At 44.8% G+C, this 24,876-nt stretch carries 31 protein-coding genes; 15 read left to right on the top strand and 16 right to left on the bottom strand.

The window, feature by feature from the left end; translation table 11 throughout:
• The first annotated feature begins 1 nt into the window (after window position 1).
• Genes ICN22_RS02940 through ICN22_RS02930 form a run of 3 tightly spaced genes read left to right on the top strand, consistent with a single transcriptional unit; the run spans window position 2 to window position 3,855 of the window.
• Window positions 2–2,080 (top strand): uridine kinase, encoded by a 2,079-nt coding sequence (locus ICN22_RS02940; protein ID WP_216168763.1) that lies wholly within the window; start codon window positions 2–4, stop codon window positions 2,078–2,080.
• Window positions 2,077–2,829 carry an HAD family hydrolase gene (locus ICN22_RS02935; RefSeq protein WP_216168762.1) on the top strand — a complete coding sequence of 251 codons (753 nt, stop codon included), beginning with the start codon at window positions 2,077–2,079 and terminating at the stop codon, window positions 2,827–2,829. Before ICN22_RS02940 ends, ICN22_RS02935 begins: the two co-directional genes overlap by 4 nt.
• 12 nt (window positions 2,830–2,841) lie before the next feature.
• Window positions 2,842–3,855 carry a class II aldolase/adducin family protein gene (locus ICN22_RS02930; RefSeq protein ID WP_216168761.1) on the top strand — a complete coding sequence of 338 codons (1,014 nt, stop codon included), beginning with the start codon at window positions 2,842–2,844 and terminating at the stop codon, window positions 3,853–3,855.
• Between the two features lie 43 nt (window positions 3,856–3,898).
• Here the strand turns inward: ICN22_RS02930 and ICN22_RS02925 are convergent, their stop codons facing one another.
• From ICN22_RS02925 to ICN22_RS02910, 4 genes are all read right to left on the bottom strand, one after another.
• Window positions 3,899–5,356 carry a glycosyltransferase family protein gene (locus ICN22_RS02925; protein ID WP_216168760.1) on the bottom strand — a complete coding sequence of 486 codons (1,458 nt, stop codon included), beginning with the start codon at window positions 5,354–5,356 and terminating at the stop codon, window positions 3,899–3,901.
• 159 nt (window positions 5,357–5,515) lie between these two features.
• A complete protein-coding gene (fcl, locus tag ICN22_RS02920; RefSeq protein ID WP_216168759.1) occupies window positions 5,516–6,493 on the bottom strand; it encodes a GDP-L-fucose synthase in 978 nt (325 codons plus the stop codon).
• Entirely contained in the window at window positions 6,493–7,620 is a 1,128-nt protein-coding gene (gene gmd, locus ICN22_RS02915) for a GDP-mannose 4,6-dehydratase (protein WP_216168758.1), read from the bottom strand. The genes fcl and gmd overlap by 1 nt, the downstream gene beginning before the upstream one ends.
• A 24-nt stretch (window positions 7,621–7,644) precedes the next feature.
• Window positions 7,645–9,132, bottom strand: a complete 1,488-nt coding sequence (locus tag ICN22_RS02910) for a mannose-1-phosphate guanylyltransferase/mannose-6-phosphate isomerase (RefSeq protein ID WP_216168757.1) — start codon at window positions 9,130–9,132, stop codon at window positions 7,645–7,647.
• Between the two features lie 126 nt (window positions 9,133–9,258).
• On the opposite strand from ICN22_RS02910, the gene ICN22_RS02905 reads away from it, so the two are divergent.
• Complete coding sequence (locus ICN22_RS02905; protein ID WP_216168756.1) at window positions 9,259–9,399, top strand: hypothetical protein; 141 nt, start codon at window positions 9,259–9,261, stop codon at window positions 9,397–9,399.
• A gap of 213 nt (window positions 9,400–9,612) precedes the next feature.
• Here the strand turns inward: ICN22_RS02905 and ICN22_RS02900 are convergent, their stop codons facing one another.
• From ICN22_RS02900 to ICN22_RS02870, 7 genes are all read right to left on the bottom strand, one after another.
• Entirely contained in the window at window positions 9,613–9,837 is a 225-nt protein-coding gene (locus tag ICN22_RS02900; protein ID WP_216168755.1) for a hypothetical protein, read from the bottom strand.
• A gap of 110 nt (window positions 9,838–9,947) precedes the next feature.
• The gene (locus tag ICN22_RS02895; RefSeq protein WP_216168754.1) at window positions 9,948–10,181 is read right to left on the bottom strand and encodes a hypothetical protein; all 234 of its coding nucleotides are present in this window, start codon (window positions 10,179–10,181) and stop codon (window positions 9,948–9,950) included.
• Between the two features lie 9 nt (window positions 10,182–10,190).
• Window positions 10,191–10,943, bottom strand: coding sequence for a GTP cyclohydrolase I (gene folE / locus ICN22_RS02890; RefSeq protein ID WP_216168753.1), 753 nt, complete (start codon window positions 10,941–10,943; stop codon window positions 10,191–10,193).
• 46 nt (window positions 10,944–10,989) lie between these two features.
• Window positions 10,990–11,361: an MAPEG family protein gene (locus ICN22_RS02885; protein ID WP_216168752.1), complete on the bottom strand. Its 372-nt coding sequence runs from the start codon at window positions 11,359–11,361 to the stop codon at window positions 10,990–10,992.
• On the bottom strand, window positions 11,358–11,993 hold the full coding sequence (plsY, locus tag ICN22_RS02880; RefSeq protein ID WP_216168751.1) for a glycerol-3-phosphate 1-O-acyltransferase PlsY: 636 nt from the start codon (window positions 11,991–11,993) through the stop codon (window positions 11,358–11,360). The genes ICN22_RS02885 and plsY overlap by 4 nt, the downstream gene beginning before the upstream one ends.
• Before the next feature lie 56 nt (window positions 11,994–12,049).
• A complete protein-coding gene (gene xerD / locus ICN22_RS02875; RefSeq protein WP_216168750.1) occupies window positions 12,050–12,976 on the bottom strand; it encodes a site-specific tyrosine recombinase XerD in 927 nt (308 codons plus the stop codon).
• Window positions 12,969–13,454 (bottom strand): YajQ family cyclic di-GMP-binding protein, encoded by a 486-nt coding sequence (locus ICN22_RS02870; protein WP_216168749.1) that lies wholly within the window; start codon window positions 13,452–13,454, stop codon window positions 12,969–12,971. The genes xerD and ICN22_RS02870 overlap by 8 nt, the downstream gene beginning before the upstream one ends.
• Window positions 13,455–13,571: 117 nt before the next feature.
• Between ICN22_RS02870 and murB the strand changes: the two genes are divergently transcribed.
• Together murB and ICN22_RS02860 are read left to right on the top strand one after the other, a co-directional pair.
• Window positions 13,572–14,618, top strand: a complete 1,047-nt coding sequence (gene murB, locus ICN22_RS02865; protein WP_216168748.1) for a UDP-N-acetylmuramate dehydrogenase — start codon at window positions 13,572–13,574, stop codon at window positions 14,616–14,618.
• A 58-nt stretch (window positions 14,619–14,676) separates the two neighbouring features.
• A complete protein-coding gene (locus ICN22_RS02860; RefSeq protein ID WP_216168747.1) occupies window positions 14,677–14,883 on the top strand; it encodes a type II toxin-antitoxin system HicB family antitoxin in 207 nt (68 codons plus the stop codon).
• A gap of 30 nt (window positions 14,884–14,913) precedes the next feature.
• Here ICN22_RS02860 and ICN22_RS02855 read toward each other — a convergent pair whose 3' ends face one another.
• From ICN22_RS02855 to xseA, 3 genes are read right to left on the bottom strand one after another with little or no spacing between them, the layout of a single operon-like run.
• Window positions 14,914–15,231: a HigA family addiction module antitoxin gene (locus tag ICN22_RS02855; RefSeq protein WP_216168746.1), complete on the bottom strand. Its 318-nt coding sequence runs from the start codon at window positions 15,229–15,231 to the stop codon at window positions 14,914–14,916.
• 24 nt (window positions 15,232–15,255) lie between these two features.
• Window positions 15,256–15,534, bottom strand: a complete 279-nt coding sequence (locus ICN22_RS02850; RefSeq protein WP_216168745.1) for a type II toxin-antitoxin system RelE/ParE family toxin — start codon at window positions 15,532–15,534, stop codon at window positions 15,256–15,258.
• 56 nt (window positions 15,535–15,590) lie between these two features.
• Window positions 15,591–16,805: an exodeoxyribonuclease VII large subunit gene (gene xseA / locus ICN22_RS02845; protein ID WP_216168744.1), complete on the bottom strand. Its 1,215-nt coding sequence runs from the start codon at window positions 16,803–16,805 to the stop codon at window positions 15,591–15,593.
• A 314-nt stretch (window positions 16,806–17,119) separates the two neighbouring features.
• On the opposite strand from xseA, the gene ICN22_RS02840 reads away from it, so the two are divergent.
• The 6 genes from ICN22_RS02840 (at window position 17,120) to adk (ending at window position 21,069) form a co-directional block, all read left to right on the top strand.
• Window positions 17,120–17,746, top strand: coding sequence for a MotA/TolQ/ExbB proton channel family protein (locus tag ICN22_RS02840; RefSeq protein ID WP_216168743.1), 627 nt, complete (start codon window positions 17,120–17,122; stop codon window positions 17,744–17,746).
• A complete protein-coding gene (locus ICN22_RS02835; RefSeq protein ID WP_216168742.1) occupies window positions 17,743–18,189 on the top strand; it encodes an ExbD/TolR family protein in 447 nt (148 codons plus the stop codon). Before ICN22_RS02840 ends, ICN22_RS02835 begins: the two co-directional genes overlap by 4 nt.
• Before the next feature lie 40 nt (window positions 18,190–18,229).
• Window positions 18,230–19,321 (top strand): tetraacyldisaccharide 4'-kinase, encoded by a 1,092-nt coding sequence (lpxK, locus tag ICN22_RS02830; RefSeq protein WP_216168741.1) that lies wholly within the window; start codon window positions 18,230–18,232, stop codon window positions 19,319–19,321.
• A gap of 19 nt (window positions 19,322–19,340) precedes the next feature.
• Entirely contained in the window at window positions 19,341–19,520 is a 180-nt protein-coding gene (locus tag ICN22_RS02825) for a Trm112 family protein (RefSeq protein ID WP_215328819.1), read from the top strand.
• 31 nt (window positions 19,521–19,551) lie between these two features.
• Window positions 19,552–20,301 carry a 3-deoxy-manno-octulosonate cytidylyltransferase gene (kdsB, locus tag ICN22_RS02820; protein ID WP_216168843.1) on the top strand — a complete coding sequence of 250 codons (750 nt, stop codon included), beginning with the start codon at window positions 19,552–19,554 and terminating at the stop codon, window positions 20,299–20,301.
• A gap of 102 nt (window positions 20,302–20,403) precedes the next feature.
• Window positions 20,404–21,069 carry an adenylate kinase gene (gene adk, locus ICN22_RS02815; protein WP_216168740.1) on the top strand — a complete coding sequence of 222 codons (666 nt, stop codon included), beginning with the start codon at window positions 20,404–20,406 and terminating at the stop codon, window positions 21,067–21,069.
• A gap of 78 nt (window positions 21,070–21,147) precedes the next feature.
• On the opposite strand, the gene nrdR is transcribed toward adk, so the two are convergent.
• Together nrdR and glyA are read right to left on the bottom strand one after the other, a co-directional pair.
• The gene (gene nrdR, locus ICN22_RS02810; protein WP_015420459.1) at window positions 21,148–21,594 is read right to left on the bottom strand and encodes a transcriptional regulator NrdR; all 447 of its coding nucleotides are present in this window, start codon (window positions 21,592–21,594) and stop codon (window positions 21,148–21,150) included.
• A 41-nt stretch (window positions 21,595–21,635) separates the two neighbouring features.
• Entirely contained in the window at window positions 21,636–22,880 is a 1,245-nt protein-coding gene (glyA, locus tag ICN22_RS02805; RefSeq protein ID WP_216168739.1) for a serine hydroxymethyltransferase, read from the bottom strand.
• 76 nt (window positions 22,881–22,956) lie between these two features.
• On the opposite strand from glyA, the gene tolQ reads away from it, so the two are divergent.
• The 3 genes from tolQ to tolA are packed head-to-tail and all read left to right on the top strand — an operon-like array spanning window position 22,957 to window position 24,873.
• The gene (gene tolQ, locus ICN22_RS02800) at window positions 22,957–23,613 is read left to right on the top strand and encodes a protein TolQ (protein ID WP_216168738.1); all 657 of its coding nucleotides are present in this window, start codon (window positions 22,957–22,959) and stop codon (window positions 23,611–23,613) included.
• A 2-nt stretch (window positions 23,614–23,615) separates the two neighbouring features.
• Entirely contained in the window at window positions 23,616–24,035 is a 420-nt protein-coding gene (tolR, locus tag ICN22_RS02795; protein WP_216168737.1) for a protein TolR, read from the top strand.
• Window positions 24,036–24,054: 19 nt separating this feature from the next.
• Window positions 24,055–24,873, top strand: a complete 819-nt coding sequence (tolA, locus tag ICN22_RS02790) for a cell envelope integrity protein TolA (protein WP_216168736.1) — start codon at window positions 24,055–24,057, stop codon at window positions 24,871–24,873.
• Window positions 24,874–24,876: the final 3 nt, after the last annotated feature.

Here is a 24,876-nt window from a genome sequence, read left to right as displayed (position 1 = left end):
TATGCCGACCCTATCTCTGAAGTCACTATTTGGCTGTTGCAAAAGCCCTCTCTTCTTGTTTGGGCTTCTACTACGCTTAGGGCTAATCGTTGCCATACTACCTAATCCCGTTGGTCAGTGGTACGTACCCTTCCTTAACAACAGCATTGCTATATTTAGCTTAGACCCATGGCAAGCATGGTTAAATCAGGGTGGCGCTGCAGTTGCATTTCCTTATGGCTATGCCATGTGGCTATTTTTGCTGCCCTTTAGCTTGTTATGCAAGCTACTCTCTATTCCATTGGCATTTGGGTATGGCCTAAGCTTAATAGCAGCTGACTTTGGTTTATTACTGATCCTACGCAAATTACTCAAAACCAAAGACTGGGTTTTATTAACCATCTATTGGCTATCGCCTATTAGCCTCATTGCCAGCTATTGTCTTGGGTACAACGACATCATTCCCGTATTTTTACTCATGAGTGCCGTTTACTTTCTGAGAGGACATTACCTCTTACTATCAGGGATCTGCTTGGCTGCAGCCATCTCAGCCAAGCTCAGCATGGTGCTTGGCTTACCCTTCTTCTTAATTTATCTCTTTCATAACGGCAATCTTCGCCAAATTTTGCGCCAATTTGTCATTGGCCTTGCCATAGGCGCCGGTATTTTCTTTTTACCTTTTTTATTTTCTCAAGCCGGCATCGGCATGTTGGCTAGCAATCCCGAAGTGGAAAAGATTTATCAACTTTCGATTAGTCTTGTTCGCGATACCGCAGTCTATCTAGTGCCCTTAGCTTATCTCTTGATGCTCTATGCAGCCTGGAGAATCAAGCGCATGAACTTTGAGCTATTTAATGCGATCTTGGGCATGGCATTTTTATTGGTTGTGCTACTAACTCCAGCATCGCCAGGTTGGTTTATTTGGATACTGCCATTATTGGTTGCCTATCAAGTGAGTGGCGATCGTGCAGCCATCTATATCACCTCAATATTCTCAGTCTTGTACGTATTAAGCGCTGTTCTATTTATAGGAAATCAACTTGAGGCAATACTGCAAGTATTGGATATGCAAAATACTGTGGGCGATGCGCATCTCATCAATACACGCCTGATTTCACTCACCCATACTGCACTGGTAGCTACAGGCATTGTTCTAGCCATTCGCATCTGGCGAGAAACTGTCATTCGTAATGATTTCTTTAGATTAAGTCGCAAGCCATTTGTAATTGGGGTGGCAGGCGACTCTGGAGCAGGCAAGGATACCTTTGCTAATGCGATTGCAGGGCTCTTTGGCTCCCACTCAGTAGCCGCTATCTCTGGAGATGACTACCACCTATGGGATCGTCATCAACCGATGTGGCAAGTGATGACTCACATTAATCCGGCTGCCAATGATTTAGAAAGTTTTGCCACTAACTTAGTTTCCCTGACCGATGGTAGATCCATTCAGGCATGTCATTACGACCACGATACCGGCAAGATGAGCAGGCCATTCAAGGTTAAGAGCAATGACATCATCATTGCGAGTGGTCTTCATGCTCTCTACTTACCTATCCTGCGTGAATGCTACGACCTCAGTATTTATCTCGATATTGACGAAGACCTGCGGACGTATTTTAAGGTACAGCGCGATGTCAATAAACGGGGTTACACCATTGAGCGCGTCTTAGAGGCGCTAGCCAAACGTAAACCTGATTCAGAGAAATTCATTCGTCCGCAAGCTGCTTTTGCCGACCTGATATTCAGCCTGCGCCCTATTCATTCGAGCTCCCTTGCAAACGCCAGCGAGCAAAACCCACCTCGCCTCAAGTTGGTCGTTAAATCACGTCACGGCTTTAATGAGTTATCGCTAAAACGAGTACTCATTGGGGTTTGTGGTCTTCATGTCGATATGAGCACCAACGCAGATGTCTCTGAAGTCGAAATCAGCATTGAGGGGGAGGCTAGCGCTGAAGATATTCGAATTGCGGCGCAGTTAGTTTGCCCGCAAATCTTTGAATTCTTGGATTTGCAGCCTCAGTGGCAAAATGGGGTTTTAGGACTAATGCAGCTAGTTACCCTTTCGCATATCAACCAAGCACTGACAAGACGATTCATATGATCCCTATTGCCGACCAAAGTCGCTTCTTGCGCCTGCCTGATGCAGTGTTATTTGATACAGATAACACCCTCTATCCATACGATCCAGCACACGCAGCAGCACAGCAAGCCGTCAAAGAAAAGGTGATGAACACCTTTTCTATTAGCGGAAAGGATTTTGATGATGCCTTTAGTGAGGCGCGCAAGCAAATTAAGACCCGCTTAGGCCATACCGCATCGTCACATAGCCGCCTTCTCTATTTGCAGCGCATGTTGGAGATTATGGGTTTGGGCTCACAAGTCTTGCTTGCTCTAGATTTTGAGCAAACTTATTGGCGAACATTTCTAGCCAATGCCGTTCTATTTGATGATGTCAAAGAGCTATTAGATGATTTGCGTATTTTAGGAATTCCTACCGCCATTGTTACTGACTTAACTGCGCAGATTCAGTTCCGCAAGGTGGTGTACTTTGGCCTAGACCATTACTTTAATTACATTGTCACCAGCGAAGAAGCTGGTTTTGACAAACCCCATGCAGCTCCCTTTCAGATTGCGCTGGAGAAAATGCAACCCAAAGGCGATTGCATTTGGATGATTGGCGACAACCCGATCAATGACATTCGTGGCGGCAAAGAGAAAATAAATGCGGTTACTCTGCAAAAAATTCATGAAGGCGTTGAGCTTGGAGTGGGTCCTAATGCGCCTGATGCCAGCTTTAAACAATTCAAAGAATTGCGTCAGTTGTTAAGCAAACTCAGCGAAGCTAAATAAACGATAAAAGCTATGGCGATTAATCATCAAACCATCAGCCAAATGTGTGCCGACCTCGGTAAAGATCCTTTGTTAGTTCAGGGAGCAGGCGGTAATGTTTCATGGAAGGAAAATGAAACACTTTGGATCAAGGGCTCTGGGACATGGCTTGCTAACGCCAATGATGAAGATATTTTTGTACCGGTCAATTTTAAGCATCTTCAAGATGCGTTATCCAACCAAGACTTTGAAGTAAAACCAGAGTTAATTGGTGAGCACATACTCAGACCTTCAATTGAAACTGTCTTGCATGCTCTCATGCCACATCAAGTGGTGGTGCATGTGCATGCAATCAACGCCTTAAGCCACCTAGTTACCCAAGATTGCAACAAGTCCATTCAACAGATTTGTCAGAAATCTTCCATCAACGCTGCGTTTGTTGGCTATCACAAACCTGGTCCTGAGCTTGCCCAAGCTATTTACAAAGCTTTACAGAGCACGCCTGAAGCAAACGTGATCTTCTTACAAAACCATGGGGTTGTGATTGGTGCAGACTCCATTGAGGATATTTATTCCCTGCTCAATAAAATTGATACAGCTCTGGCGCCTAAACAAGCATCCACCAGAGTAAGTGCATCATTAATGACTCCCGCCTCCCCAATCGTAGGCTACATTCCATTCGCCGACAGTGAGGTACAGGCCTTGGCTTGTGATCCATACTTATTTAAACGGCTGCATCAAGACTGGGTTCTGTTCCCGGACCATGCAGTGTTTTTAGGCCCCAAAGCAAACACTTACTCTTCTTGGGAAAACTTTCAAAATCCGGCATCTAGAGAAGATCCGGAACTGATTTTTATTGAAAATACTGGTGTCTTTGTCAAACCCGAATTCAATCAAGCTAAAACAGCTCAGCTACGCTGCTATTTCGATGTTATTAGCCGTGTAAGCCCCGATGCCTGCCTAGAGCCACTTAGTGAGAGTGCTATATATGCGCTACTCAACTGGGATGCTGAGAAACTGCGCCAGCAGATGTCCCAGAAGCAATAAAAAATAAGAAATAAGAAATAAGAAATTAATACTTAAAGAATATTTACTTTAGCAAGCTACCTCTTACGTAAACGTAGATATGGTTAGGGCAGTAACCCTCATAGCAAGTATCCCCCGTTGAAGTAGTGGGAGACACAAAACCACGCTCCCGCAATGTTTGATATTTGGAGTTCTTTTGCAGGCGAGTTAAAAATTCATCAAAATTTGCTTGTCCGTGAGCATCTTGCAACAGAATGACATCAAACTGGTTATCGTCAATATCCTGATTTATCGACTTAATTTCTTTTGGGAACAAGGAAATCTTAGTGTGATACCAAAGCGGATAATACAAAGGCGGCGCGCTACCAAGTTCTGCATAAATAGGCGTTAACTCACTGATATTAAGTATCTTTAAAGGTGTATTAGGATTAGCCTTGGCAATTTCTTGAAGCTTCTCAATCATCACTATCGAATCTTTTGAGCCCATCACATTCTTAAAATAAGGCATTGATTCAGGATAAGCCTGAACAGGTCGCGTGACATATACATGTCTAAATGAAAATGGTTCTGCCTTTGCTAGAACAGTGGTTTGTACCAGGCGATACAGATACTTCGCCGGAAAGGCAATACACGTCAGTACAGCCAATAAAAGTAATGCTGATAACCATCTTTTCTGAACAAGCTGCCTATCTGTGACAGTCTGCGCTAGTAGCGGTAAAAATAGGAAAAAGAAGAATGCAGTGTAGTCCAATCCACTGGTGCTCGAGACGATGAATGCACAAATGAAGAAAATACCTGCAAAAAGTAAATCCATCCGCACAGTGCGGTAAGCAAAATAAAATGCAATGCAGGCTGGTAAGAACAAATTGCCATGATTAGCAAAATCCCAAATATGGATCTTGCGGATTTCATGGGGAGGCTGCCCATAATTGAACCAATAAAAAAATTGGGCGCTATCAACAAAATAAATTAAAGCTGCTATCGGCAAAACAAAAAATACCAAAAACAAAATACCTGCACCAGCAATTGATTTAAGCCGCTGCACATCCGTGATAGCGGAAAATTGGAAGGTGATCTTACGATAAGGGCCGCTTTGCTGCGACTGGGTCAATAGAATTACTAAAGAACCTAAACAGAGATTCATCACGCCGTAGTCTTGCTTTGCTAGAAAACAGATTCCAGCCATCATGCCTGCCGCGATCAGGGACCAATAACAGGTAGCCAGCAATAAAACCATAGATGCCAAAAAGCATAAGAAAGCACCTGAGTTGTACCAAGGATGCGATAAAAATACTAAATAAAGAAATGAGAAGCAGGCAATCGCTTTGTTAATATTAACTTGCGTGAAGTGCAAGCGTCTTACTAGGTGATAAGCCAAGAACAGCAGTATCGCGTTTTCAAACATCTGTGATAACTGCATCACAAACCAGCTCGGTGAAAATAGCTTAAAGAAAAGCGCAGGGATGAGGAACGATACGGGCCCAACCGGAGTACCAAAATCAGTGAATGGAATTTGACCCAAGGAAACCCGATAAGCTCCTTCCCAAAGAATGGAGTAATCCCTAAACAGTAGAAAGTGTCTTTGAAAGAAAAAGAGATTGACCAGCGCAAAACAAATGGCTAGGAAATAGTCATTTCTGATGGCAAATAGTTGTTTCGCCTTAGAGAACAAAATACTGACTCACTTAGTATGATTTATTAGAAAGTCGGAATAGGCTTGCTCTAGCCCGAAACTAAGATCGACTTTGGCCTGCCAACCCAATTGATTCAATCTACTAGAATCCATCCACTTACGAGGGGAGCCATCAGGCTTAGTTGAATCAAAAGCAATTTGACCTTGATACCCGACAGTAGCTCCAACCGCTTTAGCCAAATCCGCAATCGTGACATCACTACCGAATCCCACATTGATATGACTTTGCATAGGAGACGTATGACGATCATAAATCTCTTTAGATAAATCCATTACAAAGACAGATGCTGCAGCCATATCATCTACATACAAAAACTCTCTCTTAGGGGTTCCCGTGCCCCAGATCAGCACCTCAGGTGCATTGGCAATTTTTGCTTCATAAAATCTTCTAATGAGCGCCGGAATGACATGGCTATTTTCAGGATGGTAATTATCCCCGGGGCCGTACAAGTTAGTTGGCATCACAGATCGATAATCAATGCCATGTGACTGTCCATACTGACGGTTATAGCTTTCGCATAATTTAATGCCAGCAATTTTGGCAATCGCATAAGGCTCATTTGTTGGCTCCAGCATGCCAGTTAACAAATCATCTTCAGCCATCGGCTGCGGGGCTAATTTTGGATAAATACAGCTAGAGCCCAGAAATAGCAATTTCTTTACACCGCTTTCAAAAGCTTGATGAATGACATTGGCCTCCATCATGAGGTTTTGGTAAATAAACTCAGCCGGAAAAGTATTATTTGCATGAATGCCACCAACCTTGGCTGCAGCTAAATATACCTGGGTAGGTTTTTCTTGCTCAAAGAATGCTTTAACTGCTGACTGATTGCAGAGATCTAACTCAGCATGGGTTCTAGTAACAATATTGCTGTAACCTTGCCCCGCCAAATTTCGCATGATAGCCGAACCCACCATGCCGCGGTGACCCGCAACATAAATCTTTTGATGAAGATCTACGGCCATTACTTTTCAGTACCAACTGAAACGCTATGGCCGTGCTTGAGTAATAAAGCATGCTGCTTGGCTTTATCCAAATCATATGCAACCATCTCTACAATCATTTGGTCTAGAGTGATCTCTGGGACCCAGCCTAACTTAGTTTTAGCTTTGGTGGGGTCACCCAAAAGCGTTTCTACCTCAGTTGGGCGGTAGTAGCGTGGATCGATTTGAACGATGACGTCACCCACCTTCAGTGCGGGCGCTTTATCGCCTTCAATACTTGCAACGATGGCTTTTTCATTTTCAGCAGCACCTTCAAACTTAAGCGTAATGCCCAACTGCTTTGCGCTACGAGCAATAAATTCACGAACAGTAAATTGAACGCCTGTTGCAATCACAAAATCCTCTGGAACTTCTTGTTGCAGCATCAACCATTGCATACGTACGTAGTCTTTGGCATGACCCCAGTCACGCAGCGCATCGATATTACCCATGAATAAACACCTTTCCAAACCTTGAGCAATATTAGCTAAGCCACGAGTTACTTTCCGAGTGACAAAGGTTTCACCTCGGCGCTCGGATTCGTGATTAAACAAAATACCATTACAGGCATAAATGCCATAAGCTTCACGGTAGTTCACAGTGATCCAGTAGGCATACATCTTCGCTACCGCATAAGGGCTTCTTGGATAGAACGGTGTAGTTTCTTTTTGTGGAATTTCTTGTACTAAGCCGTATAGCTCGGAAGTAGATGCTTGGTAAAAACGGGTTTTCTTTTCCAGCCCCAAGATGCGGATTGCTTCAAGCATGCGCAGTGGGCCCATCGCATCCACATCTGCTGTGTACTCAGGAGATTCAAAAGATACCGCCACATGAGATTGGGCGCCCAAGTTATAAATCTCATCAGGCTGACATTCTTGAATAATGCGTACCAAGTTACTGGTATCCGTTAAGTCACCGTAATGCAAAATTAAATCGCGATGATCAATGTGGGGATCTTGGTAGATATGATCAATACGATCAGTATTAAATGAAGATGCGCGGCGCTTGATGCCGTGAACGATATAACCTTTTTCTAATAAGAATTCAGCTAGATAAGATCCATCTTGACCTGTAATACCAGTAATGAGGCCGACTTTTTTCTTGCTCATGTATTTTACTTTTTCATCTCTAAATTAACTTCTACCGTAAGTATCTTCAAAGCGCACGATATCGTCTTCACCAAGATAACTGCCAGACTGCACTTCAATAATCTCTAGAGGCGTTTTTCCTGGATTAGCCAATCGATGTATCTGCCCTTGGGGAATATAACTACTTTGATTTTCAGTCAGCGTGATCACCTGATCGCCATTAGTAATCTCGGCGATACCCTTGACCACAATCCAATGCTCTGCGCGATGATGGTGCATTTGCAGTGACAGGCTAGCCCCCGGCTTGACCTGAATACGCTTGACCTTAAAGCGATCGCCCTCGTCAACCGAGTCATACCAACCCCAAGGCCTAGCAACTTTGCGATGTAAATTCTTTTCTTCGCGTTTTTGCGCTTCCAACTGATTAACGATCTGTTTTACGTCTTGACTATTTTTACGATCAGCAACAAGCACTGCATCTGCAGTCTCAATGATGATGAGGTTTTCTAAGCCAACTGCACTCACTAAGCGGCTAGATGCATGGACTAATGAGTTATTTGTGTTGCTTAGCAGGGTATCGCCACTAGTGACATTCCCCTGCTCGTCTTGCTTACCTACTTGCCAAACTGCATCCCAGGCGCCCAAGTCATTCCAGCCAGCATCCAGCTCAACCATCTTGACTGAATATTTACTTCCTGGACATTTTTCAATCACTGCATAGTCGATGGATTCACTGGGAATGATATTAAAAAGCGCTTTATCTGGACGAATAAAAGTTGTGGCATCAGATTGATCAATTGATCTTGCTTGCCAAGCCTTTTCCGTAGCACCAAAAATATCAGGACGAAATTCTTTTAAGGCTGCAAACCATGTGCTCGTTCGCAGCACAAACATGCCACTATTCCAAAGGTAGTCACCATTCTCCAAATACGATTGAGCAGTTCTAGCATCTGGTTTTTCAACAAACTGCTCAACAATATATTCATGATGGGAGCCCATTTCGGCGCTGCGCCGAATGTAGCCATACCCTGTTTCTGGGGATGCAGGCGTAATGCCTAAAATCGCAATCGTCTGCTTAGAGCTATCAGCATCCACCAAGTTAACGCAATCCTTCAGCGCCTTGGTGAACACTTCCGAGTTTTTTACAGTCTGGTCAGCAGGTGTAATCACCAAGATGGGGTCATGCTCCTCATCCCCTGCCTGAAACGCTGCCAAAGTTAAAGCCGGTGCAGTATTGCGACCTGAAGATTCGAGCAATAAAGTAGCTTCGAAGCTCTTTAATGTGTTTTTTAACTCACGCAGTTGATCTAAAGCTAGGAAGCGATGGTCTTCATTGGTCACAATTAAGGTAACACCCAACTTAATATTGGTGCCCTCAATCGCATTGAGTCTTTGAACGGCCTGCTGAAATAGGCTCTGGCCCGAATCATCCCCCGAAAGCACTAAAAACTGCTTCGGAAAACCTGAGCGTGATAAAGGCCACAAACGAGTGCCGGATCCGCCACAGAGAATAACTGGGGTGACTTGAGTCATATAGTGAAAATACTTATCGTTCTTAGAAATTAGACAGCAATTTTAAAGCTTATGAAGTCAATCCATATTTATTAGAATATAAACAGGGCTAGCCACCATTAATTAAAAATATCAGGAGATATCATTATGACTGCAAGCAAGGCACCAAAAATCAACCTACGCAATTCCGTTACAGAGTGCGCGCAATCGCTCAAGAAAGAAAATGTCGGCAAGTATTACAACTACGGCATTAAAGACTGCATCGCCTCTATAGCAGCCACAAAATAAAATTATTTACAAGTTATTGTTTTTAAAGGATTAATTTTTCTTATTGGGGTAGCATTTGCCAGTTAAGTTGCTGTAAACAGCCCCAAAATGAATAGGCTCGCAGTCAATGGTGTAGCGAGCAAGGGGTCATGAACTAAATGAATAAGCTAATATTCCAAGCAATGCAGACAGGGTATTGCCGGCAACAAGAGCCCAAGGCCGAGCCATTGAGCTCTAAGGCAAGGCAAATACTAGCAAGGTGCATGCGCCCAAGAATGCCATCAACCACTCATCTAACCCTCTAAGCTCACTGAGGTATTTGGCCATAGTAAGCACTAACATTAGTCCGAGAGATGCCCCAAATACTGATCTCAGGCGCTCAACCCAAACCACGGGTGCTTGATCGCCACCTAAATAAAATGAGTAATGCTTTAGATAGTGCTTAAAGGTGTGCCTCATGAGCGCATCTCATTTTTATATTTTCAGAATCAATTTGGAGTTAGCAATAAAAAAGACCACATGGCGGTCTTTTTTAAGAAGCATTTAAGCTAAAGCAGCATTAAGCCTCGCTAATGCCAGCCTTTAAGATTCATGCAAGCAATTCGTTGCTTTACATGCACTCCCGAACCAGACTCAGGATATGACTGAGCACAATCTACCGCATCGCGATGAAAAATGACCTTATTGTTTTTTGCGGGATCCCTATTGACATCGGGATACAAGGAGCATCCAAAGGGGGTAGATGCGATTGAAAGGACCGCAAGAGCTTTCAGTAGGGCCTGTATTGAAGGTGCAACTTTCATCTAGTTGTTTTATCTTTTATCGAGAAGAGACAAAAACTCTCTACGCAAATTAGAGTCTTTTAAGAAAGCTCCGCGCATCACGCTGTTGACCATCTTCGAGTCACGATCTTTAACACCACGCCACTGCATACAGAAATGATCTGCATCCATCACGATCGCCACACCTATAGGTTTGATTTTTTTCTCCAGCATATCCGCTAACTCCACCACCGCCTCCTCCTGAATTTGTGGACGACACATCACCCATTCAGTTAAGCGCGAGTACTTTGATAAACCAATGAGAGCAGATTCTTTATTTGGTAATACGCCAATCCATATGCGGCCCATGATTGGGCAAAGGTGATGAGAGCAAGCACTACGAACGGTAATGGGGCCAATAATCATCAACTCATTTAAGCGGCTGACATTCGGAAACTTGGTCAGCGTTGGTTGCTCTATATAGCGACCATTGAATACCTCTTTAACAAACATCTTGGCCACACGTTGGCTAGTATTTTTAGTGTTGTGATCGCTCTCAGTATCAATCACCAAGCTTTCTAAAACAGCTTGCATCTTTTCTGCTACCTCATCTACCAAACCTTCCAGTTCGCCAGGCTGAATAAACTTAGCAATATTGTCATTCGCATGAAAGCGTGCCTTCTGGGCCTCAATGCGGCGGCGAATCACCACAGATAATGGAGTGCCAACGTCACTCTTTTTGGCAGTCACTTTCTTGACAGGAGCCTTAACAACGGTCTTAGCAGGAATTTTTTTAGTAGGCATATCTATTTATTGTCTCGATGAATTTAGTGAGTTACTTTTAGTTCTTTTAAATCTGAAAGAAGATTGCTACGACGCAAGCTAAGCCGGCAAGCCAGACAATGGATCGAGTGCTTGGCCAATCCGCTACATAGCAAATCAAATAAGCTATACGTGCAGCAACAAATCCGATTGCCAGCAGATCAACTCTATTTTGTGGCACGTTAGCTAGAGATGCAATGATCACCGCAGCAAAGAAGAGGGGAAGAGATTCAAAAAGATTGGCTTGTGCTGCATTGGCTCGCGCCCGAAATCCTGTCTGCTGAGCAAGCCATTGTCTGGGCATGCCATTGTCATAGCCCTCAAATCCTTTTTTTGCAATCCCCGCTGCCACGATTGGAAAGAGCCCCATAAACAGAACGCACCAATAAGCAATAGTCATGACTGTCCTTTTTTCTTGGAGCCAATGCGACTTTCTTTGCCATTCATGAGATTATGAATATTACTGCGATGACGCCAGATCAACAGAAGACAAACTACTAACAGCGCAATACCCATAGGCTGAAAGCCAAACAAAAATACAAAATAGATTGGGCCAAAAACCGCAGCCGCTAAAGCAGCCAAAGAGGAATAGCGCATGAACACCGCTACTATGATCCAAGTACCCAGAGTAGCTAAACCCAAAATCCAATTAATACCAAATAAAATTCCGCAGGCAGTCGCCACACCTTTGCCACCTTTGAAACCATGGAAGATAGGAAACAGGTGGCCCAAGAACACGGCAACTACAACGCCACATAACAACCAAGAATTGAGTGTCGATGTCAAAGATTCATCGCCCAACAAAATTCGGGACAATATGACTGCAAGATAGCCCTTTAAGGCATCCCCAATCAATGTAAGAACAGCTGCCAGCTTGTTACCAGTTCTCAGAACATTAGTTGCCCCTGGGTTACCAGAACCATAAGTATGGGGGTCAGGCAAAAGCATGCACTTACTCACTACAACAGCAAAAGAGATGGAACCAATTAGGTAGGTAATGGGAATGAGTAATAGATCGAAGGTTAAATTCATGGAGCTATCTTAAACACTTATTACTTTGTTGATGACTGCTGAGACCAATATCTCCATCAACTACCCCTAGGGTGATGTTGCTGATGGATCGATTTAAGGCGCGCTCTAGCCACGTGGGTATAAATCTGAGTAGTGGATATGTCAGCATGCCCAAGAAGCAATTGAACCACCCTTAAATCTGCTCCATGGTTGAGTAAATGAGTGGCAAAAGCATGACGCAGGGTATGTGGAGATAGCGCAACGGGGATATTGGCAATAGTGGCATAGCGCTTAATTAATGCCCAAAAGGCCTGGCGAGTTAAACCTGTTCCAGTATGGCGCCCTAAAAAGACGGCATCAGAGGGTTTACCTTCCAGCAATGGTGTTCTGGCTTCAGATAGGTAGCGACGTAACCACTGACCTGCTTCACCACCAAATGGGACAAGTCGTTCTTTGCCGCCTTTACCATTGACCACTCGGATAACGCCTTCATTTAACCCTAAGGCAACCGTCTTCAAAGAAACGATTTCTGAGACACGCAAACCACTGGCATACATTAATTCCAACATAGTGCGATCACGCAATCCAAGTGAAGTCTCTACATCAGGGGCATTGAGTAATGCGGTGACCTGATCCTCACTCAAGATCTTAGGAAAACGCAATGCTTGCTTGGCAGCACGCAAGCCAATACAAGGATCACTTTTAACTAAATTCATTCGCAGAGCATGGCGATAAAAGCGTTTGAATACCGTCAACCGACGATTAGCAGTAGTTGCCTTATCAGCCCGGCGATGTGCAATATAAGCCGTAAGATCTTTCTCAGTGACACCGTAGAGATCGGTGCTGGAATCCTTTTGTAGCCACTGCGCCAAGAGCACTAGATCCCGGCGATAAGCGGATAAACTGTTTTGTGCTAATCCATCCTCCAACCAACAAGCATCACAAAAGCGCTCAATAGCCTCTTGGCTTGCTGGATGGATGGATAGCGCAATTACATTAGTCACGGAAGTTATTAAAGCCTAATGGAGCCTCGCTGACTTCTTTCTTGAGCATAGCCATGGTTTCTTGCAAATCATCGCGCTTAGTACCGGTCACGCGCACCGCATCACCCTGAATGCTGGCCTGCACTTTGACCTTGCTGTCTTTAATTATGCGCACTACTTTTTTTGCCAACTCTGAGGTAATACCTTTTTGGATTTTCATGGTTTGCTTGCGCTTATCACTACCAATAGTCTCTTTTTTATCATCCTTGAGGTAACGCACGTCTACATTGCGTTTAGCCATCTTGCTGTAGAGAACGTCACGAACTTGACCCAATTTGAAGTCGTCATCACCAAACAAGATCAAAGTCTCATCCTTTTGCTCTACTCGGCTATCAGAGCCTTTAAAGTCAAAACGGTTGGTAATCTCTTTATTGGATTGCTCGATTGCGTTTTTTAACTCAATCATGTCAGGCTCACACACTACGTCAAATGAGGGCATCTCAAACTCCTTAAATAATCTGGGTAATCAATTCTGCAAATTTAGTCATTGCATTGTTACTTTTCAAGTTTTTTCATAAATTACGAACAGAAACTCGAACACGAATAAGATTGTGGCATGAACTCCGCGAAAAATGCGCCCAATCCAGCAAAATTGACCCCCAATCTGGGACTCAAGCACCGGAATAGCTTTGGCCTAGATTCCAAAGCGGAACTAGCATATGAGATTACATCCGCGGATCAGTTACCCGCCCTCATGAAAGAGTTTAGGGTTAAAAAACTAGTTTGGCGTGTATTGGGCGGCGGAAGCAACGTGATCCTTCCTGAGGCTTTGCCTGGAGCAACTCTACTCATTAATATTTTTGGTCAAGAGCTTATTAAAGCTGATGACAGCAACTCTTGGCTCTCCGTAGGCGCTGGTGTTAATTGGCATGAGCTAGTTTCTTGGACTCTAAAGCACAATCTCCCTGGATTTGAGAACCTCGCGCTCATCCCTGGAACAGTCGGTGCCGCGCCCATTCAAAACATAGGGGCCTACGGTGTTGAGGTTGGGGAGTACATCGACAGCATCGAAGCATTTGATTCTATGACCCATGCCTTTGTCACTCTCCCGCAAAAGGCATGCCAGTTTGCCTATCGCGATAGCTACTTTAAGCAAAATCCCAATCGCTTTATCGTGACAAAGGTCGTTTTTAAAATCCCCAAGACATGGCAGGCTCGATTACAGTACGCCGATCTGGCAAAGCGATTTTCTGAGTCAAGCCCCAATCCCAATCCCAATCCCAAACAAATTTTTGATGCCGTATGCACTATCCGATCAAATAAATTGCCAGACCCCAAAGTCATTGGCAATGCGGGAAGTTTTTTCCAAAACCCAATTGTCAGCACTGAACAATACGAGCAACTAAGTAAGCAATTTCCGAATCTGGTTTCTTATCCAGATAGCAATGGCAAGCGAAAGTTGGCGGCTGGATGGTTGATTGATCAATGCGGCTTTAAAGGCAAACGTGTTGGCACTGTAGGCGTTTATGAAAAGCAAGCGCTAGTACTTGTAAATCATGGCGGTGGAACGTCGACCGATATCCTCAATCTAGCAAAAAATATTCAGGAAGAAGTGCTGGGGAAATTCGGCGTACAACTCGAGATCGAGCCAAATATTCTTTAGAAAAATATCAAATAACCACGTTTATATCCTGCTTAATTACTGGCAGTACTATAACGTGATGCCCCAATACCCTGCAAAACTTACAAAAGACGGTTCCAATTTCTTAGTCACATTTAGAGATGTGCCAGAAGCAATAACGTTTGGAGTAAATGAAAAAGAGGCTCTCGAAAATGCTGTTGATGCACTTGCAACTGGCTTATTTTTTACATTGATTGTGGCAAAGATTGGCCGCAACCGAGCACTGCAATTGATGGTGAATATTTAGTTTTTATTTCCAAATCAGCCACAACAAAGTCTAGGCTAAAACAAGGTCGAGAATAGCGCCAACTGACTTTACCTTTGGCACGCCCAGCTTTCTCGCCTTCCATAAATCATATGTCGCCTGCTGGCTCAGCCAAATATCTGCACTACCGCCATTTTTAATTCCCAGCCATTTCTCAATACGTAAGGCCATGTCCGGTGAAATAGCAGCCTTCCCATTAATTACACGGGAAAGTGCGACGCGTGTAATACCCAACTGATCCGCAGCCTCAGTTACGCTCATACCCAACGCAGGGAGAATATCCTCTTTGATAATCAAGCCTGGGTGGGGTGGATTGTGCATTTTTCTCATATTTTGTATTCCTAAACTTATCACTTAATGGTAATCCTGATAATCAAGCAATATGACATCTTTATCATCAAATTTAAAAGTAATTCTCCAATTGCCACTCACGGCGATTGAGTAATGATTATTTAGCTTTCCTGATAGCAAGTGAAGCCTCCACCCAGGAATATTGACATCCCCCCAACATGTAGCCTCATCCAATCTAGCCAACTGTCTACTCAATTTATTTGAATGGGAAGACTGTATGCCAGTCTTTTTTCCGGTTTGAAAAAACAACTCCAAACCTTTATGCCTAAAAGATTTAATCATCCCTCATTGTATATTGTATAGCATAGCTATACATACACGCAAATACGTTAAGGCTTTTAATTGGCCTGACTAATTTTTGAAAACTCCACCCCTACCTGCCCCTCTGCCAGTCGCACCTCAAATACGCTCTCTGTATTGAGCTCGTTAGGACTACGCACTGCATGCATCGCTTGCTCTTCTTTACTTAAGATGACTGCATAACCCCGCTCTAAAGTTCTTTGCGGGTTCAGCATTTCAAGCTGAGACTGGAAGTGACTTTGATCTCGCTTCCAATTCTCAACTCTCACTAGCCATGCTTGATTTAGTCGTTTTTGCCAGCCGCTGATTTGCTCACGCATGCGATCGGGATTAGGCAAGGCATGACTGAGACGCAAGGCCAATTGATCCAGTGTTTGCGCTTCACGCTCTACTCGCTGACTTACTCTTTGCAACAAGGCTTGCATGATGGCATCTAGCTCTTGCAACATTTGATCGCGTCGTGGCGCTGCTAATTCTGCCGCGCCTGTAGGTGTGGGTGCGCGCAAGTCTGCAACAAAGTCAGCAATCGTGACATCGGTTTCATGACCAACACCACTGACAATTGGGATGGGGGACTGTGCAATCGCATAAGCTAGTTTCTCGTCATTAAATGCCCAAAGGTCTTCAATGCTGCCGCCACCCCTGACCAACAAAATCACATCGACCGCATTTTCTTTTTCGGCAGCCTTCAAGGCGGAAATAATTCCAGCCGGCGCATCTGGTCCTTGAACCAAGGTTGGGTAAATCACAATCGGTATGTGTGGCGCTCTTCTAGCAAGCGTGCTTAAAACATCTTTTAGAGCTGCCGCCTGCGGCGAAGTAATAATGCCAATCGATCTCGGATGTGTCGGGATGGGGCGTTTATTCTCAAGATCAAATAAACCCTCTTTGGCGAGCTTGGCTTTGAGCTTTAAAAAAGCCTCATAAAGGCCGCCCATGCCAGCACGTCGCATGCTTTGCACTGTCAGCTGAATGTCCCCACGCGGAACATAAAACCCGAGATTGGCAGCAACTTCTACCAAATCCCCCGATTGAGGCATAAATCCGACCTGGCCATTGCGACCCCTAAACATCACGCAACGGATCTGCCCTTCCTCGTCCTTAAGGGAGAAGTACCAATGCCCACTGTCATAGGCCTTGAAATTGGAAATCTCACCGCTAACCCAGACGGTATCAAAGCGCTCCTCTAAAGAGCTTGCAATGGCGCGGTTTAGATCGCCAACACTCAGAATTTCCCTTGATATTTCAGACATTTTTTCTCTTTTTCTTGACGGCTATTGGGCTTAGGGGTCAATAAATATCCACAGAAGCCAATGTGCCCTGGGCCTAATACTCAAAAGTAAGTAATTACTGACCCAAAACGTCTCATAAATCCAACAAAATAAATGTAAGCTATTGATTTATATAAATAAATCTTGAGACCAATTTTAATAGATTTCTCTCAATATTGGCTACTTTGACTATTAATCAAGGACTTACAACACATTTTCTAAAAAGTTTTGCACAGAGTTATCCACAGGATAGCTTAATGAAAACGGGTTATTAATTCAGCTAAAGTACTGTGCTTATGTACTCAATCTTACTATCTGCAGGCTGGCCAATCTGGCCTCTTCTAATCATCTCCATTATCGGTTTGGCTATTGTCATTGAGCGTGCTTGGTATTTGCGCCAAATTCACCTATTTCCTAAAGACAGCTTAGCAACGGTATTTGGACTGGCAAATGCCATTTTCCAGCAAAAAACAGTCTCAGAATCTGAAATTAGTGCTGTCGGCCAACTTTTCCCCGTTGGTAGCCTCTTTGCCTGCATCCTTCGTGAAAAAGCCTCTGGAAACTCTGCAGAATCCGCCTTAGAAGAATTACAAGCCAGCGCTCAGTCCACTTGGTTAAGGCTAGAGCGCTATCTTGGAGTCTTGGCCACTATTGCGACCATTGCCCCCCTCTTGGGACTCTTTGGAACTGTTGTCGGCATGATTGAAATATTTGGCAGTCAGGGCGTTGGCAGCCCTCAACAACTAGCGCACGGCATCTCTATTGCTCTGTACAACACCGCTTTTGGATTGTTGATTGCGATTCCTGCTCTAGCTGCATGGCGCGGTCTGCGCGCAATGGCAAATCAACGCCAACATGAGTGTGAAGAATTTACTCGTCAATTATTCAAAAAACTCTATCCACATTCTGCAGATACAAAATGAGTTGGTTAGAAAATAAGCTTCAGCATCGAGGTCAATTTTCATTAGGGGTAAGGACAGCTCCGGTAGAGCCTGAGATCAATCTCATTCCTTTTATTGATGTGTTGTTAGTAGTGCTGATCTTTCTGATGATCTCCACTACCTTTACCCGCTACCAGGAGTTAGCTATCACCCTACCTACTGCCAATGGAGCAGCAAGTCAGTCGGAGGTGAAACAAATTCATATTGCGGTCAGTCGCGATGGGCGCTTTGCCATCAACGGCAAGGTGACTGATCGCAGACAACTGAGCAATAGTCTCAATGCACTCAACGAAGATAATGCCATCCAAGTTAATATCGATGCTGATGCTAAAGCGCCCCACCAGGCCGTTATGAGCGCTTTAGAAGCAGCGCGTGATGCCAACCTATCTAATATTGTGTTTAGCAGTCAAACTACTAAGAAGTAATCCAACATACCAAAATATTGAGCTCAACCAGTCGCCATTAATGTCATCCCAAAAAAAATCTTCCTTCTTCAATAAGGCTCCTCGGTTTTGGGAGAGGCGCGGACTAACAAGTCTGGTGCTTTGGCCTTTATCTAAGGTTTACGGTTGGGTAAATCAAGCTTTAGATATGGTAAATGAGCTGAACTTAGGAAGACGCAAATCAGCACCAATACCGGTCATTATTGTTGGTAATATCCGCGTAGGTGGCACCGGTAAAACTCCTATCGTCATTGCCTTGGCTAAGCAACTCGCCAGAATGGGTTGGAAACCTGGGATTATTAGTAGGGGTTATGGCGCCAATGTATCAAGCGAGCCATACCAAGTGAAAAGTGATTCCAATCCTGCAGATGTTGGCGACGAACCCGTCTTAATTGCTCAGCGCACAGATAACCAGTTTCCGATTTGGGTTCATCCCAAACGAACCTTCAGCATTCAGTCCTTGCTAAAACAAGACCCCTCGGTCAATGTCATCATCAGTGATGATGGCTTACAACATCGAAGTCTACTGCGCTGGCCCGCTCGCGAAGGCGGTCGTGATGTTGAATTCGTAGTACGTGATCAACGTGGCGAAGGCAATGGCTTCTTACTGCCTGCTGGTCCTTTACGTGAACCTGCATCTCGCGAGCGAGATGCCTCTTTGATGACTGGAGCCATCACGCCCTCCAATCACATTGATGAATATTTTTTAGGGCGACGTGCTTTCACGCTGAGTAGTCAGCTGGGCACACCCTATCAACTGAATAATCCAAGTAATACACAATCCTTATCTTCCATGGCAGACACCTATCTTCCAAACAAGATTACCGCTGTTGCTGCAATTGGTAATCCACAACGCTTTTTTGATGACTTGCTGAAACAGGGCATAGCAGGCAAATGCATTGGTTTGGCTGATCATGCCACCTACACCCCAGAATTTTTCACTACCATCCTTGCTGAGTGCATCCTCATTACTGAAAAGGATGCCGTAAAATGCACCTTAATACAGGACGAACGCATTTGGGTAGTTCCGATGAGTTTAGAGATCCCCAATACATTGGCCGAATGGTTGCAATCCATTTTGCAAAGACCCGATCCAAATCAATACACTTTATAAAAAATAACAAAGATCAAATATGGACAAGCGCTTATTAGAGATTTTGGTCTGCCCTTTATGCAAAAGCACTTTGCATTTAGATGCAGAAAAACATGAGCTCATCTGCAAAGCGGATCGATTAGCCTACCCCATTCGTAATGACATTCCCGTCATGCTCGTTGATGAAGCCCGTAGCCTGTCTGCTGATGAAATCAATTAATCATGGATTAAGTAAATTCAAACGAATGAGTATTAACACCCCAGAGTTTTTAGTAGTGATTCCTGCAAGACTAGGATCCACTCGCTTGCCTCGCAAACCGCTAGCCGATATTGGTGGCAAGCCCATGGTGATTCGCGTGGCTGAGCGTGCGCAACAATCCAATGCCCACAGTGTTGTAGTTGCAACAGATTCAACAGAAATTCAGGCAGCGTGTGATGAACATCGTATTGAGTGTTTATTAACTAGTGCAGATCACCCTACTGGCACAGACCGTATTGCAGAAGTAGCTCAATTGTTAAAACTACCAGCGAATACTTTAATTGTGAATGTGCAAGGTGATGAACCGCTTATTCCGCCAGAGTTAATCAATCAAGTTGCTCAAACTTTGGCCGACAATGTCACGTGTGCGATTTCAACTGTGGCGGTACCCATTACTGACGTCACAGAAATTAATAACCCCAATGTAGTCAAAGTAGTCCTCAACCGCTCTAATGAGGCGCTCTACTTCTCTAGAGCCGCTATTCCGTTTGTGCGAGACCCGGACTCTGAGCAAACGGTCACTCATTTGCGTCATTTGGGCATCTACGCCTATCGGGCTGATTTTCTTCAGGCCTACACCCGCCTTGAGCCAGCACCGCCTGAGCAAGCGGAAGCTCTAGAACAGCTCCGCGCCCTCTGGAATGGCTATCGTATTGCGGTTCATACTGCCAGCGAAGCCCCGCCAGCTGGGGTTGATACAGCAGAAGACCTTGAGCGAGTACGCCGCATCTTAGCCAGCTAACCCAGAATCCATTTATTCGAGGTTCTCGGGGATAATCCTAGGAATTGATAGCAAAAGATCTCGAAAAAATACGGGACAATGAGGGCTTCTAAGGGGAAAACAATGCGCTTAATTCTGCTCGGTGCACCAGGTGCTGGCAAAGGAACACAGGCTCAGTTCATTTGTGAAAAATTTGCCATTCCACAAATCTCGACAGGCGATATGTTGCGTGCGGCCGTTAAGGCTGGAACTGAACTTGGCATTGCTGCCAAAAAAATTATGGATGCTGGCGGCCTAGTTTCTGATGACATCATCATTGGCCTTGTAAAAGATCGCTTAACTCAACCGGATTGCAGTAAAGGTTACTTATTTGATGGTTTCCCAAGAACCATTCCACAAGCTCAAGCCATGAAAGATGCTGGCGTACCAATCGATTACGTCCTCGAAATCGATGTGCCGTTTGATGCCATCATTGATCGCATGAGTGGTCGTCGTGTTCACCCCGCCTCAGGCCGCACTTATCACGTCACCTTCAACCCGCCAAAAGTGGATGGCAAAGACGATGTCACTGGTGAAGCCTTGATTCAGCGAGATGATGACAAAGAAGAAACCGTGCGCAAGCGCTTGCAGGTTTATAACGATCAGACCCGTCCGTTAGTCGAGTACTACTCCACTTGGGCAACACAAAGCAATGTAGCCGACAAAGTAAAGGCTCCGGCCTATCGCAAGGTTAGCGGCACAGGTAATGTTGATGACATTACTGCGTCTATTTTTGCAGAATTAAAATAGAACGTTTTCTGTAAAAGTAAAAGGGCTGCAATGCAGCCCTTTTTTGCTTCATGAATTCTCTATTTTTTAAAGGAATTCTTATTTAAGCTCTTTCAGCGCACTCTCAAAAGATTCAATATCTGCAAAGCTTCTATAGACAGAAGCAAAGCGAATATAAGCTACTTTATCTAGACGCTTAAGTTCACGCATCACTAACTCTCCTACCCGCTCACTCGGGATTTCTTTTTCACCTAAGCTGAGGAGCTTTTCTTCAATGCGAGCAATAGATTCATCAACTGAGTCGGAAGAGACTGGGCGCTTACGCAATGCCAGCTTGACTGAGCTAACCAACTTATCGTGACTGTATTCAACACGACTGCCATTTTTCTTGACGATTGCAGGCAGCACCAGCTCAACGCGCTCGTAAGTCGTAAATCGTTTATCGCACTTTGCACAACGGCGGCGGCGGCGAATAGTATCGCCTTCATCCGATACCCGGGTATCTAAAACCTGGGTATCGTCGTTATGGCAGAAAGGGCAGCGCAATGTGGTTCTTCTTTATATTTTAGTTTGGCTAGTTATTTGTATTAGCCGTAAACAGGGAAACGCTTAGTCAACTCAGCAACTTGTGCACGAACTTTTGCGATATTGTTAGCATCATTTGGATTATCCAAAACATCTGCAATGAAATTCCCCACCTGACGTGCTTCAGCTTCTTTAAAGCCGCGCGTGGTCATTGCTGGTGAGCCCAAACGAATACCACTTGTCACCATTGGCTTTTCTGGATCATTTGGAATGCCGTTCTTATTGCAAGTAATGTGTGCCTCGCCCAATACTCGCTCAGCTTCTTTGCCGGTCATTTTCTTGGCGCGCAAGTCAACTAACATCAAATGAGAATCTGTACCACCAGAAACAATTCGCAGACCGCGTGAGATCAAAGTCTCGGCCAATGCTTTTGCGTTTGCAATCACTTGTTTTTGATACTCAATAAAGCTAGGTTCTTGCGCTTCTTTAAACGCTGTCGCTTTAGCTGCGATCACATGCATCAATGGACCACCCTGAAGACCTGGAAACACTGCAGAGTTAATTGCCTTCTCGTGCTCAGCTTTCATCAAGATGATGCCGCCACGAGGACCGCGCAAACTCTTGTGGGTTGTGGAGGTAACAATGTCAGCATGCGGTACCGGATTTGGATATACGCCAGCAGCAATCAAACCAGAGTAATGCGCCATGTCCACCATAAAAATGGCGCCAACTTCTTTAGCCAACTTACCAATGCGCTCCCAATCGATCACGAGAGAGTAGGCAGATGCACCGGCAATAATTAATTTAGGTTTGTGCTCACGAGCTAAACGCTCCATCTGTTCGTAATCGATCGCTTCGTTTTTATCGAGGCCATATGAAATAGGGTTAAACCACTTACCGCTCATATTCAAAGCCATCCCGTGGGTCAAGTGACCGCCTTCAGCCAAACTCATTCCCATGAAGGTATCGCCTGGTTTTAAGAAAGCCAAAAATACCGCTTGGTTTGCAGATGCGCCGCAATGGGGCTGAACGTTCGCTGCTTCAGCACCGTATAAAGCCTTCACTCGATCAATCGCTAACTGCTCAGCCACATCTACAAACTCACAACCGCCGTAATACCGCTTACCTGGGTAGCCTTCAGCGTACTTATTGGTGAGCTGGGAGCCTTGTGCCTGCATCACTGCTGGTGATGCATAGTTCTCAGATGCAATCAGTTCAATATGGTCTTCTTGACGCTTATTTTCATTCTGAATCGATACCCACAATTCTGGGTCGGTTTTGGCTAAGGTATTTTGGCGGTCAAACATGGTCATAATCCTGATGAAGTTGTATTGCTTAGTGAATTAACTTAGTAAAATCATCCTACATCATACAAAATCCACCATGACACCTACTCAAGATCTCTCATTTCTCTCTCTCGTCCTGAATGCCAGCCTATTAGTCCAGTTAGTAATGTTGTTATTACTGAGTATGTCTATAGCCTCCTGGACCATCATTTTTAAGAAAACGGCCATTCTGAGAGGGGTAAGGCGCGATACCGAGCGCTTTGAGCGGGACTTCTGGTCAGGCGGCGATCTCAATACCCTTTTGGATGCCGCTCAGCGTAATACCCGTAGCGACGCCGTTCTAGAGCATATCTTCGAAGCAGGCATGCAGGAGTTCATGAAAGTCCGTGAGATCGACGCTGCCCGCCGTGCCATGAAAGCCACCTACCAACGCGAAATGGACATACTGGAAGCCAACCTACCCTTCTTGGCGTCTGTGGGCTCAGTCTCACCTTATATCGGCCTCTTTGGAACCGTTTGGGGGATCATGCATGCCTTCCGTGGTCTGGCTAACGTACAAAATGCAACCTTGGCGGCAGTTGCCCCTGGTATTGCTGAAGCGCTGGTGGCTACCGCTATTGGCCTGTTTGCTGCTATTCCTGCGGTGGTGGCTTACAACCGTGCTGCGACTGATGTGGATCGCTTAGCGATTCGTTTTGAAACCTTCATTGAAGAATTCACCAACATCTTGCAACGTCAAGCTTCAGGCAGATAAATATGGCCGGCTCTATCAGAAAATCCTCCAAACGTCGGGCGATGTCCGATATCAATGTGGTGCCCTACATCGATGTGATGTTGGTATTGCTAGTCATCTTTATGGTGACTGCACCGATGGTGAATCCTGGCGTTGTGAATTTACCAACAGTAGGTGGCGCAAAAGTGCAATCATTGCCACCCGTCTTTTTAACGATTGATGCCAATGAGAATGTCATCGTGCGCAAAGATGGTGATCCAGTTCAAACTTTAAATAAGTTTGAACTCGGTGCATTTGCAAGATCACAGGCAGAAAAATCTGCCGAGCAACCTGTTGTTCTTGCTGCAGATAAATCTATTAAATATGAAGTGGTGATGGAGGTGATGTCCAAGCTGAAAGAGAATGGTGTGAAACGTGTCGGACTTGCCGTAAAGAGCCAATAAGCCTCTTTGTATTGAACACATGAATAGCGCGCAAACCTTTCGCTCAAGCCCATTAAACTTTAAACGAGGCCGCCCCACCAAAAACGAAAGCACAAAACGTGCTTTTAGTTTTTCGCTAGCTGTGCACTTAGGCTTGCTTGCTTTCTTGGTAATCGGCATTAGCTGGAATAACTCAACCCCTTCAGGCGTTGAAGTTGAACTTTGGGATGCAAACCAGCAAGTCGAAACGCCTGTCGCCCCTGAAATCAAAACCGAGATGAAGGAAGAGGCAGCGGACATCGCCATTAAGAAAAAGAAGGTCGAACCAGAGCCTCCTAAAAAAGAAGTGATGAAAGAAACACCAAAGCCAGTTACTCCAACTAAGCCTCCTCCACCTAAGGAGAAGGAAAAAGAGAAACCTAAAAAGGCTGAAGCACCGAAAGCTACTGCACCTGCAGAAACTAAAGCCAATGCTGCCGCTGAAAAAGTTCGCGCAGATCAGCTAGCACGCTTACGCGCAGCTGCCGGAGCTGAAGGTGGTAGCGGTGGCACTAGTGGTAGCGGTGTTGGCGGTGGCGGCAACGCGCCTCCCGGCTGGACTGATAAGGTAGTCAAGAAAGTAAAACCGCTCATTGTGTTTAATCCAGAATCCATTAGCGGCAACCCTGCGGCAGTTGTGAAAGTAAACCTGGCACCGGATGGTGCAATCTTAAGTACAGATCTCGTCTCCTCCAGCGGTAATGCAGGATGGGATCGGGCAGTTCTCCTCGCACTAACTCGCGCAGAAAGTCTGCCAAAAGACGACAATGGCAAAATTCCTCAAAGAGAAGTTAAGCTGACATTTAAACCCAAGGACTAAAGC

This window comes from Polynucleobacter bastaniensis, from assembly GCF_018882205.1.
GTDB lineage: Bacteria > Pseudomonadota > Gammaproteobacteria > Burkholderiales > Burkholderiaceae > Polynucleobacter > Polynucleobacter bastaniensis.
The sequence above is the reverse complement of the archived record's forward strand: the minus strand, read 5'-3'. Positions and strand labels throughout refer to the sequence as shown.

Coding starts and splice junctions, on each gene's coding strand:
- ICN22_RS02940 (WP_216168763.1), top strand. CDS start 2: ATGCCGACCCTATCTCTGAAGTCACTATTTGGCTGTTGCAAAAGCCCT.
- ICN22_RS02935 (WP_216168762.1), top strand. CDS start 2,077: ATGATCCCTATTGCCGACCAAAGTCGCTTCTTGCGCCTGCCTGATGCA.
- ICN22_RS02930 (WP_216168761.1), top strand. CDS start 2,842: ATGGCGATTAATCATCAAACCATCAGCCAAATGTGTGCCGACCTCGGT.
- fcl (WP_216168759.1), bottom strand. CDS start 6,493: ATGGCCGTAGATCTTCATCAAAAGATTTATGTTGCGGGTCACCGCGGC.
- gmd (WP_216168758.1), bottom strand. CDS start 7,620: ATGAGCAAGAAAAAAGTCGGCCTCATTACTGGTATTACAGGTCAAGAT.
- ICN22_RS02910 (WP_216168757.1), bottom strand. CDS start 9,132: ATGACTCAAGTCACCCCAGTTATTCTCTGTGGCGGATCCGGCACTCGT.
- ICN22_RS02905 (WP_216168756.1), top strand. CDS start 9,259: ATGACTGCAAGCAAGGCACCAAAAATCAACCTACGCAATTCCGTTACA.
- ICN22_RS02900 (WP_216168755.1), bottom strand. CDS start 9,837: ATGAGGCACACCTTTAAGCACTATCTAAAGCATTACTCATTTTATTTA.
- ICN22_RS02895 (WP_216168754.1), bottom strand. CDS start 10,181: ATGAAAGTTGCACCTTCAATACAGGCCCTACTGAAAGCTCTTGCGGTC.
- folE (WP_216168753.1), bottom strand. CDS start 10,943: ATGCCTACTAAAAAAATTCCTGCTAAGACCGTTGTTAAGGCTCCTGTC.
- ICN22_RS02885 (WP_216168752.1), bottom strand. CDS start 11,361: ATGACTATTGCTTATTGGTGCGTTCTGTTTATGGGGCTCTTTCCAATC.
- plsY (WP_216168751.1), bottom strand. CDS start 11,993: ATGAATTTAACCTTCGATCTATTACTCATTCCCATTACCTACCTAATT.
- ICN22_RS02870 (WP_216168749.1), bottom strand. CDS start 13,454: ATGCCCTCATTTGACGTAGTGTGTGAGCCTGACATGATTGAGTTAAAA.
- murB (WP_216168748.1), top strand. CDS start 13,572: ATGAACTCCGCGAAAAATGCGCCCAATCCAGCAAAATTGACCCCCAAT.
- ICN22_RS02860 (WP_216168747.1), top strand. CDS start 14,677: ATGCCCCAATACCCTGCAAAACTTACAAAAGACGGTTCCAATTTCTTA.
- ICN22_RS02855 (WP_216168746.1), bottom strand. CDS start 15,231: ATGAGAAAAATGCACAATCCACCCCACCCAGGCTTGATTATCAAAGAG.
- ICN22_RS02850 (WP_216168745.1), bottom strand. CDS start 15,534: ATGATTAAATCTTTTAGGCATAAAGGTTTGGAGTTGTTTTTTCAAACC.
- xseA (WP_216168744.1), bottom strand. CDS start 16,805: ATGTCTGAAATATCAAGGGAAATTCTGAGTGTTGGCGATCTAAACCGC.
- ICN22_RS02840 (WP_216168743.1), top strand. CDS start 17,120: ATGTACTCAATCTTACTATCTGCAGGCTGGCCAATCTGGCCTCTTCTA.
- ICN22_RS02835 (WP_216168742.1), top strand. CDS start 17,743: ATGAGTTGGTTAGAAAATAAGCTTCAGCATCGAGGTCAATTTTCATTA.
- lpxK (WP_216168741.1), top strand. CDS start 18,230: ATGTCATCCCAAAAAAAATCTTCCTTCTTCAATAAGGCTCCTCGGTTT.
- ICN22_RS02825 (WP_215328819.1), top strand. CDS start 19,341: ATGGACAAGCGCTTATTAGAGATTTTGGTCTGCCCTTTATGCAAAAGC.
- adk (WP_216168740.1), top strand. CDS start 20,404: ATGCGCTTAATTCTGCTCGGTGCACCAGGTGCTGGCAAAGGAACACAG.
- glyA (WP_216168739.1), bottom strand. CDS start 22,880: ATGTTTGACCGCCAAAATACCTTAGCCAAAACCGACCCAGAATTGTGG.
- tolQ (WP_216168738.1), top strand. CDS start 22,957: ATGACACCTACTCAAGATCTCTCATTTCTCTCTCTCGTCCTGAATGCC.
- tolR (WP_216168737.1), top strand. CDS start 23,616: ATGGCCGGCTCTATCAGAAAATCCTCCAAACGTCGGGCGATGTCCGAT.
- tolA (WP_216168736.1), top strand. CDS start 24,055: ATGAATAGCGCGCAAACCTTTCGCTCAAGCCCATTAAACTTTAAACGA.